Origin of the sequence: Citrobacter sp. C5_2, from assembly GCF_014596845.2 — a bacterium.
Taxonomy (GTDB): Bacteria; Pseudomonadota; Gammaproteobacteria; order Enterobacterales; family Enterobacteriaceae; genus Citrobacter; species Citrobacter werkmanii.
Window position 1 is genome coordinate 362,339 of the sequence record NZ_CP115032.1, and the last position, 14,074, is coordinate 376,412.

Sequence of the window (14,074 nt, forward strand, 5' to 3'; positions counted from 1 at the left end):
CAGGCCGGATAAGGCGTTAGCCGCCATCCGGCATTTTTATCAGGAGGCCAGCGACAGCTGGTGCTTCTCGACATACTCCGTCAGCCATTGGGTCATGCGGGACTGCTGTTCGGCATTCAGCCACATGCCTTCTTTCGTACGACGCCACAGCGCATCTTCTGCGCGACGCACCCACTCATGCTCAACCAGATACTTCAGCTCGGCCTCATAGAACTCATGGCCGAAGTCTTCGCCTAACTCGGCAATTGATGTGGCGTCGCCGATAATCCATTCAGTATTGCTGCCATAGGTACGCGAATAGTGGCGCGCCAGCGATTCGGTCAGGAACGGATAGCGACGGCGCAGTTTTGCCGCGTAATCTTCGCGATCGCCGCCAATATCACCGCCAGGCAGGATGCACTCTTTGGTCCATGCCGGGCCAATGCCCTGATAGTACGACGACAGTTTTTCCATCGCGTGCTCGGCCAGCTTACGGTAGGTTGTCAGCTTACCGCCAAAGACCGACAGCAGCGGCGCTTTGCCGTTTTCGTCGTGGATATCCAGCGTGTAATCACGGGTAATAGCCTGCGGCGAGTCGGACTCGTCATCGCACAGCGGACGCACGCCCGAGTAAGTCCAGACGATATCGTCACGGCCAAGCTGTTTCTTAAAGTGCGCGTTGTAGACCTTCAACAGGTAATTGATTTCGCTCTCATCAATTTTCACTGCTTTCGGGTCGCCTTTGTATTCGACGTCAGTCGTCCCGATGATCGAGAATTCGTCCATCCATGGGATAACAAACACAATACGTTTATCTTCATTTTGCAGAATATACGCTTGCTTCTGGGTATGTACGCGCGGCACCACGATGTGGCTACCTTTAATCAGACGAATACCGTACGGCGAAGGCAGATGCATGCCGTCATCAAAGAACTCTTTCACCCACGGACCGGTGGCATTGACCAGACCGCGCGCCTGCCAGGTGTGTTTTTTGCCGGTATCGATATCTTCGGCTTCAACGATCCACAGGCCGTTTTCACGGCGAGCGGAGGTGGCACGGGTGCGGGTTAATACTTCTCCGCCTTTGCGCACGACCATTTGGGCGTTTGCCAAAACCAGACGCGCATCGTCTACCCAGCAGTCAGAATATTCGAAACCGCGCACAATCTCAGGTTTCATTACGGAATCCGCGCCAAAACGCAAACCAGTAGAACCCGGCAAACTGGTGCGTTTGCCCAGATGATCGTACATAAACAAACCAATACGGATCATCCATGCCGGACGCAGATGCGGGCGATGGGGCAGACGAAAGCGCATCGGGAAGGCGATATGCGGTGCCATTTTCAACAGCACTTCACGTTCTGCCAGCGCCTCGCTCACCAGGCGGAATTCGTAGTGTTCCAGGTAGCGCAGGCCACCGTGGATGAGTTTGGAGCTGGCGGAGGAGGTGGCGCAGGCTAAATCCTGCGCCTCCAGCATCAGCACGGATAAACCGCGTCCAGCGGCATCTGCCGCGATACCGGCACCGTTGATGCCTCCACCTATCACAATCAGATCTTTGGTTTCCATGCTGGCCTCTCGCACTTTCGTTATAGCTCATTAATGTTCGTTATCGAGCATAATAGCAAAGAATTGCGCCATTGGTAACATTGGATAAACAATTTACAGTGATACATATAACATTATGGCGTTTACCTGCGCAGGCAACGTACACTGGAGGGTAATATTGGTTACCTGCCAGAATATAAGTAGAACTTAACAAGAGAACGCCATGGATCAGTTTGAGTGTATTAATGTCGAAGAAGCCCATCAGAAACTCCTGCACGGAATGGCGGTGCTGGTGGACATCCGCGATCCGCAAAGCTATGCGATGGGCCACGCGCCGCAGGCCTTTCATCTGACGAACGACACGTTGGGGACGTTTATGCGTGAGCATGATTTTGATACTGCCGTGATGGTGATGTGTTACCACGGCAACAGCAGTAAAGGCGCGGCGCAGTATCTTCTTCAGCAGGGCTATGATGCGGTTTACAGCGTTGACGGCGGCTTCGACGCCTGGCATCGACATTTTCCTGCAGAAGTGACATACGGTTCGTAAGCTAACAAAGATGCAGCCTGAAACGGACAGGATATATATACTGTCCTCTTTTGTGTGGAATAAGCGACAGCAATAATGTTGATGATTACCTCTTTTGCTAACCCCCGCGTGGCGCAGGCATTTGTTGATTATATGGCGACGCAGGGCGTTATTCTGACGATTCAACAACATCAGCAAACGGATGTCTGGCTGGCGGATGAGTCCCAGGCTGAACGCGTGCGTGCTGAACTGGCGCGATTTCTCGATAACCCGGGCGATCCGCGTTACCTCGCGGCCAGTTGGCAGTCAGGTCATACCGACAGCGGTCTGCGCTATCAACGTTATCCGTTTCTGGCTACATTGCGCGAACGTGCCGGCCCGGTGACCTGGGCGGTAATGGCGGCGTGTGTGTTGGTGTTTATCGCGATGAATGTGCTGGGCGACCAGGCGGTAATGCTCTGGCTGGCCTGGCCGTTCGATCCTTCGCTGAAATTTGAGTTTTGGCGTTATTTCACCCACGCGTTTATGCATTTCTCGCTCATGCACATTTTGTTCAACCTGCTGTGGTGGTGGTATCTCGGCGGCGCGGTTGAAAAGCGCCTGGGCAGCGGAAAGCTGATTGTCATTACTGTGATCAGCGCCTTGCTGAGCGGTTATGTTCAGCAGAAATTTAGCGGCCCGTGGTTTGGCGGGCTGTCTGGCGTGGTATATGCGCTGATGGGCTACGTGTGGTTGCGCGGCGAGCGCGATCCGCAAAGCGGTATTTTCCTGCAGCGTGGTTTGATTATCTTTGCCTTGATCTGGATTGTTGCCGGCTGGTTTGATCTGTTCGGCATGTCGATGGCGAACGGCGCACATATCGCCGGGCTGGCCGTGGGTCTGGCAATGGCGTTTGCCGATACTATTCATGTGCGAAAACGAACTTGACTCAAGTTTTGTGGTGCCGGAAGGCGGTGTGCGTTTGGACCAATTTGTAGGCCGGGTAAGCATCAGCGCATCCGGCAAAATTCCAGGGAACAATAATGAAGCAAACACAACGACATGACGCGATCATTGAGCTGGTAAAAAAACAGGGATACGTCAGTACCGAGGAGCTGGTGGAGCATTTCTCCGTCAGCCCGCAGACGATTCGCCGGGATCTGAATGACCTGGCCGATCAAAATATGATTTTGCGTCACCACGGCGGCGCGGCGTTGCCATCCAGCTCGGTCAATACACCATGGCATGACCGTAAAGCGACGCAGACGGCGGAAAAAGAGCGCATTGCGCGCAAAGTTGCCACGCAGATCCCTAACGGTTCAACGCTGTTTATTGATATCGGCACCACACCGGAAGCGGTGGCGCATGCGCTGCTTAATCACAGCAACTTACGCATTGTGACCAATAATCTCAATGTGGCAAACACGCTGATGGCGAAAGAGGATTTCCGCATTATTCTGGCCGGGGGCGAACTGCGTAGCCGTGACGGCGGCATTATGGGCGAAGCGACCCTCGACTTTATTTCCCAGTTCCGTCTGGACTTCGGCATCCTGGGGATCAGCGGTATCGACAGCGATGGCTCCCTGCTGGAATTTGATTATCACGAAGTGCGCACCAAACGCGCGATCATTGAGAATTCACGTCACGTCATGCTGGTAGTGGATCACTCGAAGTTCGGACGTAACGCGATGGTGAATATGGGCAGCATTAGCATGGTGGATGCGGTTTATACCGACACGTTGCCGCCTGCTGGCGTGATGCAGGTTATTGCCGACCACCATATTCAGTTAGAGCTGTGTTAAGTGAACTCCAGGCCTGATAAGCGTAGCGCATCAGGCATTAACTATACCCCATAGCCCATCATCTTCAGCAGTTTCTGCGCATGCTGCACCGCATCCTGGCGGTGGGCGACGCCGAGTTTTTGGTACAAATTGCGGATGTGCGTCTTAATGGTCGTGGCTGCAACGGCCAGCTCACCGGCGATCTGCTCGTTGCTGTAACCTGAATAAATCAGTCCCAGAACCTGCCATTCGCGCTGGGTCAGCGGGCTGGTGCGGATAAGCTCCGGCACTTCCGGATGGGTAAGCAGTCGCTCAACGAATCCTTCATCAAAGTGGGCGAATTTGTGGCGGTGGTGCTGGTTAATCTCCCGCAAAACGCGCTGGGCGCGGTGCTGGTCGAGTTCTGGCAGCGTATTGAGCTGAATCAGTTGGCGCAACTGCTGCGCCATCGCCTCACCTTCGATAACAAAGTGGCTGATAAATCCGGTACGGTTCGCCAGTTGCAGCGCTTCGAGTAAGACGCGCTGCGCGTCATTTTTGCGTCCTGCCTGCCAGTACAACTGATTAAGTAGCAACAGGTTACGGTTCAGATCGCTCATCAGGCGCAGGTTACGCGCATTTTCATTTAACTCTTCCAGTACGATTTCCGCCGGTTCAAACTCACCCAGCAGGATCTGCGCGCGGGCGATGTTGCGCCACTGACTTTGCAGGAAGTGGTTATTAGCGAACTCCGGCTTCGGCGTGTGGCGTAGCCAGTTGGCGGCCGAGTTTTTGTCACCCACCATTTGCCAGTAAATCACCCGGACTTTATCGGCGTTTGAGATCCAGTCGCTGTGATAGCGACCGTTGCCCAATAAGTTTTCCAGACGGTTGAGCAGGCTACGCGCGTTGTCTAAATCGCCCCGGGCCAGCGAACACTGAATCAGCAGCGCCAGGCACTGTAGCTGTTGCTGCGGCTGGAATGTGGAAAGCAACTCAATGCCCATGCGGGCAGACGCTTCAGCTTCGTCCAAACGTGCCCATGCCCACAGTAACTGCGCGCGGATACGTACCAGGAACTCATGCATCGGCAGCTGTTCCAGGTGCTGCTCTTTGATCAGCTGGAACGCTTTTTCCTGCGTCTCCCAGGCGGCCTGCAAAAAGCCCTGGGCAAATAAAATTTCGCTTTGCTGGATCAGACTCCACAGCGCGTAATGCCAGACATCATGATGGCGCGCCATCTGCTCGGTTTGCTGCATCAACGCCAGTGAACGCGTAAGATCCCCCTTACAATGCAGGACTTCACCATGCACCGAGGTGGCAACGATACGGCTATAGAACCAGGCGATGGGTAATTCATCCAGCGCCAGTTTTGCCAGACGTTCTGCTTCGTCAGGGTTACCGTCGTTAATCGCTACCTGCGCACGCAGCGCGTTAAATTCAGCGTGCAGCGTCGGCTCCATGTCGCCTTTCATCTCTTGTTCCGCACGGGCCAGCAGGGTATTAACCTCGCTGTAGCGGTGCTGGCTTTGCATCAGCCAGGCTTGCAGCAGAACCAGACGCGGATTTTCCAGTAGGCTTTCCCACGGCAGGGCTTTCAGCGACTCTTCCAATAGCGCCAGTTCGCTGTGGTTAAACAGGCCCCACGCATGATTAAGTAGGATATCGCGCAGCATATGGGCGTCGCCTGCCGCCAGAGCGTGGTGGATAGCTTCGCTAGGGAAACCCTGCGCCATCCAGCTTTCTGCGGCCGCGCGGTGTATTTCAGGCAGCTCGCTCGCCAGTTCCCACTGACAACGCTGGCGTAAAAAGCTGCCAAACAGCGGGTGATAGCTGAACCACTCGCCGACGTCATCCATTCGCTGCAGAAATAACCCCTGACGCTCAATTTCCTCAAGTCGCATTTGCCCGTTTTCTTCGCCGGTGACCCGAACGATCAGCGCATCGTTCATCGAACGCAGGATGGCGCTTTTGAGCAGAAAGTGACGGGTGCCGAGGTCAACGCTATCCAGCACTTCATCTACCAGGTAGTCGGATAAATGGCTGGCGTTGATCCCAGCGAGGCGTCGTGCAGACTGGTGCGCAGAGTTATTGTTCTGGCGGGCGGAAAGGGCAATCAGTTGTAACGCTGTGGCCCAGCCAGCAACGTCATCGCACATCCGGCTGCTTTCAGCCGCTTCAATCGGGGAGGATAAACGCCGATCGAAAAATTGTTTCGCTTCCTGATGGTTAAAGGCCAGTTGTTGGCTGCCGATTTCCAGCAACTGATCGCGCACCCGCAGGTTGGCAATGCCCAACTGCGGCAGATTACGCGACAGCACGACCAGTGTGAGATTTTCAGGCTGATGACGCAGGAAAAAGCGCATTGCTTCGTGTATGGCCGGATTGGAGATTAGATGATAATCATCCACCACCAGGTAGAGTGGACGATGCCACTCGGCCAGTTCAATAAATAGCTGCGCAAACAGTGACGTCAGGCTGGCATACTGGCGTTTTTGCACCAGCGCTTCGCTGGTGGTGCAATGCCCACCGGTCGCCTGCTGGATCGCGGCAATCAGATAGCTGGCAAAGCGCTCCTGCTGGTTATCGCCTTCATCCAGAGAGTACCAACCTAACTCGGTCTTCCCCGCCGCCCATTGTGAAACAAGCGTTGTTTTTCCATAACCAGCAGGACTTGTGATCAGGGCGAGCCTGAAATTGTTCGCGCCGGAAAGTTTAGCCAACAGGCGCTCACGAACCACCGTATGGTCGAGACGAACCGGACGACTTAATTTAGACGGAATCAACATAAGTTAGTCACTTCACTGTGTGAAAATGGGGAAGAATGATTTTTTTTGCGCTTCGTAATTAATAGATATAAGGTCGGCCAGATTGGTATTTTATGCAAGCTAAGCGGGCTTTTTGTGTGTCTGATTTTGCACTATGTCACAAATCTATACATCTATTGCAATAATTTCTTTAAAGAGTCGCAACAGGCGTGGCGACTGGATCCAGCGTGACTTTCACCCAGCGGAAAGATTCCACTTTTTTATGTTGTTACTGTAACGTTTAATAAAAAGACGATGAGTTTTGTGCTCGACTTAAAACTTTCATGTGAAATAACTCAAGCAGAATGCGTATTTCAGGTGAGAAACTATTTCTCTGTTTACATATTTTTTCTAAATATCATCTTACTGTTTGATATTGTCTGGCTAATCTCTTTAGGTTAATGCGAAAACCGTGATGCATTTCAGGGGGATGCGGGGGAAAACTACGTATTGACCGGCAATGCCTCTCTGCTTTAAGTGGCGGCGATCACACTTTTATGCTCATCCCCGCTCCTCCTCCCTCCCTAATCCGTGCCAGGATGAGGAAGGTCAACAACGAGCCTGGCAAACTAGCGATAACGTTGTTTTATTACCTAAGGACCTGGAATCCCTATGTCACAGCCAACCTTCAACAAAGATCAATTTCAGGCAGCCCTGACGCGTCAGTGGCAGCGTTTCGGTTTACTGTCGGCTCACGAAATGACGTCGCGCCAGTGGTGGCAGGCAGTGAGTGGGGCGTTGGCTGAGTTACTCAGCGCCCAGCCTGCGGTGAAGCCGGCAAAAAATCAGCGCCATGTTAACTACATCTCGATGGAATTTTTGATTGGTCGTCTGACCGGCAACAATTTACTCAATCTGGGCTGGTATCAGGCGGTGAGCGATGAACTGAAAGCGCACGACGTCAACCTGACCGATCTGCTGGAAGAAGAGATCGATCCGGCGTTAGGTAACGGTGGATTGGGGCGTCTGGCGGCCTGCTTCCTGGATTCGATGGCGACGGTCGGCCAGTCGGCGATGGGCTATGGTCTCAACTACCAGTACGGCCTGTTCCGCCAGTCTTTTGCCGACGGTCAGCAGATGGAAGCCCCGGATGACTGGCATCGCGGTAGCTATCCGTGGTTCCGTCACAACGAGGCGTTAGATGTGCAGGTAGGCATTGGCGGTAAAGTCACCAAAGAGGGACACTGGGAGCCGGGATTTGTCATCACCGGTCAGGCCTGGGATCTGCCGGTTCTCGGCTACCGTAACGGCGTGGCGCAACCGCTGCGTCTGTGGCAGGCCAGCCACGCGCATCCGTTTAACCTGACTAAATTTAATGACGGCGATTTCCTGCGCGCAGAGCAGCAGGGCATCGACGCCGAAAAACTGACCAAAGTGCTGTACCCGAACGACAACCACACCGCGGGTAAAAAGCTGCGCCTGATGCAGCAGTACTTCCAGTGCGCCTGCTCCGTAGCCGACATTCTGCGCCGCCATCATCTGGCCGGGCGTAAACTGCATGAGCTGGCCGATTTTGAAGTGATTCAGTTGAACGATACTCACCCGACCATCGCGATCCCTGAGCTGCTGCGTGTGCTGATTGATGAGCACCAGATGAGCTGGGACGATGCGTGGGCCATTACCAGCAAAACCTTTGCGTACACCAACCATACCCTGATGCCGGAGGCGCTGGAGTGCTGGGATGAGAAGTTGGTGAAAGCGCTACTGCCGCGCCATATGCAAATCATCAAAGAGATTAACGACCGCTTTAAGAAACTGGTCGATAAAACCTGGCCGGGTAATGCTGAAGTGTGGGCGAAACTGGCGGTGGTGCATAATAAACAGGTACGTATGGCCAATATGTGCGTGGTCAGCGGTTTTGCAGTTAACGGCGTGGCGGCGCTGCACTCCGATCTGGTGGTGAAAGATCTGTTCCCGGAATATCACCAGCTCTGGCCTAACAAATTCCATAACGTCACCAACGGGATTACCCCGCGTCGCTGGATCAAACAGTGCAACCCGGCGCTTGCCGCGCTGCTGGATAAATCGCTGAAAAAAGAGTGGGCCAACGACCTCGACCAGTTGATTAGCCTGGAAAAATACGCCGACGACGCGAAGTTCCGTCAGACTTATCGTGACATTAAGCTGGCGAATAAAAAGCGCCTGGCAGAGTTTGTGAAGGTACGGACAGGTATTGAAATCAATCCGCAGGCAATCTTTGATATTCAGATCAAACGTCTGCATGAGTACAAGCGTCAGCATCTGAACTTGCTGCATATTCTGGCGCTGTACAAAGAAATTCGTGAAAACCCGCAGGCGGATCGCGTACCGCGCGTCTTCCTGTTTGGCGCGAAAGCCGCTCCGGGTTACTACCTGGCGAAAAATATTATCTTCGCTATCAACAAGGTGGCGGAAACCATCAATAACGACCCGAAAATCGGCGACAAGCTGAAAGTCGTCTTCCTGCCGGATTATTGTGTCTCGGCGGCGGAAATGCTGATTCCGGCGGCGGATATCTCTGAGCAGATCTCAACCGCGGGCAAAGAGGCTTCCGGCACCGGTAACATGAAACTGGCGCTGAACGGCGCGTTAACCGTCGGTACGCTGGATGGCGCCAACGTCGAAATCGCCGAGAAGGTGGGCGACGAAAATATCTTTATCTTTGGTCATACCGTGGAAGAGGTGAAAGCCCTGAAAGCGAAAGGCTATGACCCGGTGAAATGGCGTAAGAAAGATAAGGTGCTGGATGCTGTTCTGAAGGAGTTGGAAAGCGGAAAATTCAGCGACGGCGATAAACATGCCTTTGACCAGATGCTGCACAGTATTGGTAAGCAGGGCGGTGATCCGTATCTGGTCATGGCGGACTTCGCGGCCTACGTTGCAGCCCAGAAGCAGGTTGACGTGTTGTACCGTGACCAGGACGCCTGGACCCGGGCGGCGATTCTGAATACCGCACGTTGCGGCATGTTCAGTTCGGATCGCTCCATTCGCGATTATCAAGCTCGTATCTGGCAGGCGAAACGTTAAGGAAGCGCGATGGAAAGCAAACGTCTGGATAATGCCGCGCTGGCGGCGGGGATCAGCCCACATTACATTAATGCCCACGGTAAACCGCAGTCTATTGGCGCCGAAACCAAGCGGCGTTTGCTTGACGCCATGCATCGCACCACCGCCGCCACGAAGGTGGCGGTGACCCCGGTGCCGAACGTCATGGTTTATACCGCGGGCAAAAAAATGCCGTTGGCGGTTGAGGGAAGTGGAGAGTTTACCTGGCTGCTAACCACCGAAGAGGGTGTGCAGTACAAAGGGCATGCCGTTGGCGGTAAATCTTTCAACCTGCCGGCGAAACTGCCGGAGGGATATCACACGCTTACCCTGACCCAGGGGGAGTTGCGTACGCATTGCCGTATCATCGTGGCGCCGAAGCGCTGTTACGAACCGCAGGCGTTGTTGGCCGGGCAGAAGCTGTGGGGGGCATGCGTTCAGCTTTACACCCTACGTTCAGAAAAAAACTGGGGGATTGGCGACTTTGGCGATCTCCGCGCCATGTTGGTGGATGTGGCACAACGCGGCGGCGCGTTTATCGGCCTGAATCCTATTCATGCGCTGTATCCGGCGAACCCGGAAAGTGCAAGTCCATACAGCCCGTCGTCACGTCGCTGGCTGAATATTATTTATATTGATGTCAACGCAGTAGACGATTTCCACCACAGTAAAGAGGCACAGGCCTGGTGGCAGAAACCCACGACTCAGCAAGCCCTGCAAAAGGCGCGAGATGCCGTATGGGTGGATTACTCTACCGTTACCGCACTGAAGATGACGGCTCTACGTATGGCGTGGAAAAGCTTCTCTGCGCGTGATGATGAGCAGATGGCGGCATTTCGCCAGTTTGTGGCTCAGGAAGGCGATAGCCTGTACTGGCAGGCGGCCTTTGACGCCCTGCATGCGCATCAGGTGAAAGAAGACGCATTGCGCTGGGGCTGGCCGGTGTGGCCAGAGGCTTTCCAGTCGGTGGACTCGCCAGAGGTTAAACAGTTCTGCGAAGCGCATCGTGATGACGTGGACTTCTACCTGTGGCTTCAGTGGCTGGCGTATACCCAGTTCGCTGACTGCTGGGAAACGAGTCAGTGTTTTGCGATGCCTGTCGGGCTGTATCGCGACCTGGCGGTCGGCGTGGCAGAAGGGGGGGCGGAAACCTGGTGCGACCGTGAGCTGTACTGCCTGAAAGCCTCGGTTGGCGCGCCGCCGGATATTCTCGGTCCGCTGGGTCAGAACTGGGGGCTGCCGCCGATGGATCCGCACATCATCACAGCCCGCGCTTACGAACCTTTTATCGAGCTGCTGCGCGCCAATATGCAGAACTGCGGCGCATTGCGTATCGATCATGTTATGTCGATGCTGCGTCTGTGGTGGATCCCTTACGGTGAAACGGCCGATCACGGCGCCTACGTGCATTATCCGGTCGACGACCTGCTTTCAATTCTGGCGCTGGAAAGTAAACGTCATCACTGCATGGTGATTGGTGAAGATCTGGGTACTGTGCCGGTAGAGATCGTCAGCAAGCTGCGCGATAGCGGCGTGTACTCCTACAAAGTGCTTTATTTTGAGAATGACCATGAGAAAAACTTCCGTGCGCCGAAAGCGTACCCGGAACAATCAATGGCAGTCGCGGCGACGCATGACCTTCCTACGCTTAAAGGTTATTGGGATAGCGGCGATCTGACGCTGGGTAGAGCGCTGGGTCTGTACCCGGATGAGGTTGTGCTACGAGGGTTATATCAGGACCGGGAGTTGGCGAAACAAGGGCTGCTGGACGCGCTGCACAAATATGGCTGTCTGCCAAAACGCGCGGGCCACAAGGCCTCGCTGATGTCGATGACGCCGATGCTTAATCGTGGCATGCAACGCTACATCGCTGACAGCAACAGTGCGCTGCTGGGGCTGCAACCGGAGGACTGGTTAGGAATGGCGGATCCGGTCAACATCCCGGGGACCAGCGACCAGTACAAAAACTGGCGGCGTAAGCTCACCGCTACGTTGGAGCAGATGTTTGCCGATGACGGGGTGAACAAGCTGATTAAGGATTTGGATAAGCGCCGAAAAGCCGCTGCGAAGAAGAAATAGTGTTAGTTTGCCGGATGGCGACGCAGAATGCGTCTTATCCGGCCTACAATGACTGCGGTAGGCCGGGTAAGCGAAGCGCCACCCGGCACCGTTTTATCAGACCACCATGCCCAGCAGCAGACAACCTACCAGACCGCAGACGGAGATAATGGTCTCCAGCATTGACCATGACTTGATGGTCTCACCGATAGTCAGGTTGAAATACTCCTTGAACAGCCAGAAGCCAGGATCGTTCACGTGGGAGAAAATGACGGAGCCGGAACCGACTGCAATAACCATCAGCTCAGGGCTTACGCCGGTCGTCGCAATCAGCGGCGCCACTATCCCACCTGCGGTGATAGCTGCAACGGTTGCGGAACCCAGCGCGATACGCAGTACCGCAGCGATAGACCATGCCATCAGCAGCGGAGAAACGTTCGAACCGTGCATCATTGAAGCGATGTATTTGTCCACGCCGCTATCAACCAGAACCTGTTTGAAGGCACCGCCACCACCGATGATCAACAACATCATCGCGATGATTTTGATTGAGGACACCAGCGTGTCGTTAATCTGATCCATCGAACGTCCACGGTTCAGACCAAACGTGAACATCGCAATCAGCACCGCGATAAGCGTAGCCATGACCGGGTCGCCAAGGAATTCTGCAACTGTCAGGAAAGCATGACCTTTAGGCAGAATCATCTCCGCGACGGCGCGCATTGCCATCAGGATAACCGGAACCAAAGAGGTCCAGACGCTGACGCCAAAGCCTGGCATCTCTTCTTCGGTGAAGGTTTTTGCGCTGTACAAACCTTCCGGGATTGGCTTATCGATGCCTTTCAGGAAGCGCGCGTACACCGGACCGGCGAGAATAACGGTCGGGATGGCCAGAATCGTACCAAACAGCAGGGTTTTACCCATATCTGCGTGGAAAATGGTGGCGATAGCAGTCGGACCCGGGTGAGGCGGCAGGAAACCGTGCGTGACGGACAGCGCAGCAGCCATCGGGACACCAACGTACAGCAGCGGGATGTTTGCCGCCGCGGCAATCGTGAACACCAGCGGCAGCATCAGTACGAAGCCGACTTCGTAGAACAGGGCAAAACCGACGGTGAAACCGGTTAATACTACCGCCCACTGAATATGTTTTTTGCCGAATTTAGCAATCAGCGTGGTGGCGATGCGCTGTGCGCCGCCGCAGTCCGCCAGCATTTTGCCCAACATGGCGCCAAAACCCATAATCAGGGCGAGGCTGCCAAGGGTTCCGCCGACGCCGGCCTTAATAGAACCGATGACTTTATCCAGCGGCATCCCTTGCATCAATCCGACAGCAAGCGCCACCAGGACGAGAGCGATGAAGCCGTTCATTTTGAAACGGATCATCAGGAGAAGTAACAAGATTACACCGATAGCAACGATGACTAATGGCATGATTTACCTGGCCTTTACTTTGTTATGGGTAACGTCAGTGTTTAGATGACAAATTCCGATTGTCCCGACCGGGAACCGAGTATTCACAGCACCAATGCTGATTACCGTCAAAACTAATTAGTTTAGCTGGTTGTTATGGGTGTGTTAGGTGCTGATATGAATGATACGGGTAACATGCGGCGCTTGAAAATCACCTGAGCAGGCAAAATTTAAATTATGAGAGGCGGGTCAAATTATAGCGGTGTTGTTGCAGGGGACATGCAGAGAAATGTAAGGATGCAGGCCGGATAAAGCGTTTATGCTGCCATCCGGCATCAATGCCCGATGGCGACGCGGATGCGCCTGATCGGGCCTTGTAGGTCTGGTCGTTAGTAGTAAGAGTGCTCACCGCGCTGGTGTTCGGTTAAATCGCGAACGCCTTTCAGTTCAGGGAATTCAGCCAGCAGCTGTTTCTCGATACCTTCTTTCAGCGTTACATCTACCATTGAACAGCCGTTACAGCCGCCGCCAAATTGCAGAATGGCGTAGCCTTCATCGGTGATCTCCATCAGAGAGACGCGGCCGCCATGGCCTGCCAGCTGTGGGTTGATCTGCGATTGCAGCATGTACTCTACGCGTTCCATCAGCGGCGCATCATCGGCAACTTTACGCATTTTGGCGTTTGGCGCTTTCAGCGTCAGCTGGGAGCCTAACTGGTCGGTAACGAAATCGATTTCTGCATCTTCCAGATACGGTGCGCTCAGTTCATCAACATATGCGGTCAGCAGGTCAAATTTAATGGCGGTGTCGGTTGCTTCCACGGCGTCGGGCGGGCAATAAGAAACGCCGCATTCAGCGTTAGGCGTGCCGGGATTAATCACAAATACGCGAATTTGTGTCCCTTCTTCCTGATTTGCCAGCAGTTTGGCAAAGTGCGCTTGTGCAGCATCGGAAATATGGATCATAGTAATGGCCTA

At 54.1% G+C, this 14,074-nt stretch carries 9 protein-coding genes; 5 read left to right on the forward strand and 4 right to left on the reverse strand.

Features of this window, described 5'->3' with window-relative positions; genetic code table 11:
* Positions 1-39: 39 nt before the first annotated feature.
* Positions 40-1,548 (reverse strand): glycerol-3-phosphate dehydrogenase, encoded by a 1,509-nt coding sequence (gene glpD / locus ICA20_RS01720; RefSeq protein ID WP_038634920.1) that lies wholly within the window; start codon positions 1,546-1,548, stop codon positions 40-42.
* A gap of 202 nt (positions 1,549-1,750) precedes the next feature.
* Here glpD and glpE point away from each other — a divergent pair, with 202 nt between their 5' ends.
* The 3 genes from glpE (at position 1,751) to ICA20_RS01735 (ending at position 3,837) form a co-directional block, all read left to right on the forward strand.
* On the forward strand, positions 1,751-2,077 hold the full coding sequence (glpE, locus tag ICA20_RS01725) for a thiosulfate sulfurtransferase GlpE (protein ID WP_038634917.1): 327 nt from the start codon (positions 1,751-1,753) through the stop codon (positions 2,075-2,077).
* A 75-nt stretch (positions 2,078-2,152) separates the two neighbouring features.
* Positions 2,153-2,983, forward strand: coding sequence for a rhomboid family intramembrane serine protease GlpG (gene glpG, locus ICA20_RS01730; RefSeq protein ID WP_038634914.1), 831 nt, complete (start codon positions 2,153-2,155; stop codon positions 2,981-2,983).
* A gap of 95 nt (positions 2,984-3,078) precedes the next feature.
* Positions 3,079-3,837, forward strand: a complete 759-nt coding sequence (locus ICA20_RS01735; RefSeq protein ID WP_003023499.1) for a DeoR/GlpR family transcriptional regulator — start codon at positions 3,079-3,081, stop codon at positions 3,835-3,837.
* Between the two features lie 41 nt (positions 3,838-3,878).
* On the opposite strand, the gene malT is transcribed toward ICA20_RS01735, so the two are convergent.
* Positions 3,879-6,584 carry an HTH-type transcriptional regulator MalT gene (malT, locus tag ICA20_RS01740; protein WP_038634910.1) on the reverse strand — a complete coding sequence of 902 codons (2,706 nt, stop codon included), beginning with the start codon at positions 6,582-6,584 and terminating at the stop codon, positions 3,879-3,881.
* A gap of 630 nt (positions 6,585-7,214) precedes the next feature.
* On the opposite strand from malT, the gene malP reads away from it, so the two are divergent.
* Together malP and malQ are read left to right on the forward strand one after the other, a co-directional pair.
* Positions 7,215-9,608 (forward strand): maltodextrin phosphorylase, encoded by a 2,394-nt coding sequence (gene malP, locus ICA20_RS01745; protein WP_038634907.1) that lies wholly within the window; start codon positions 7,215-7,217, stop codon positions 9,606-9,608.
* Positions 9,609-9,617: 9 nt separating this feature from the next.
* Complete coding sequence (gene malQ, locus ICA20_RS01750; protein WP_038634904.1) at positions 9,618-11,705, forward strand: 4-alpha-glucanotransferase; 2,088 nt, start codon at positions 9,618-9,620, stop codon at positions 11,703-11,705.
* Between the two features lie 96 nt (positions 11,706-11,801).
* Here malQ and gntT read toward each other — a convergent pair whose 3' ends face one another.
* Together gntT and nfuA are read right to left on the reverse strand one after the other, a co-directional pair.
* Positions 11,802-13,118: a gluconate transporter gene (gene gntT, locus ICA20_RS01755; protein ID WP_003023507.1), complete on the reverse strand. Its 1,317-nt coding sequence runs from the start codon at positions 13,116-13,118 to the stop codon at positions 11,802-11,804.
* A gap of 368 nt (positions 13,119-13,486) precedes the next feature.
* Positions 13,487-14,062 carry a Fe-S biogenesis protein NfuA gene (gene nfuA / locus ICA20_RS01760; RefSeq protein WP_003023509.1) on the reverse strand — a complete coding sequence of 192 codons (576 nt, stop codon included), beginning with the start codon at positions 14,060-14,062 and terminating at the stop codon, positions 13,487-13,489.
* Positions 14,063-14,074: the final 12 nt, after the last annotated feature.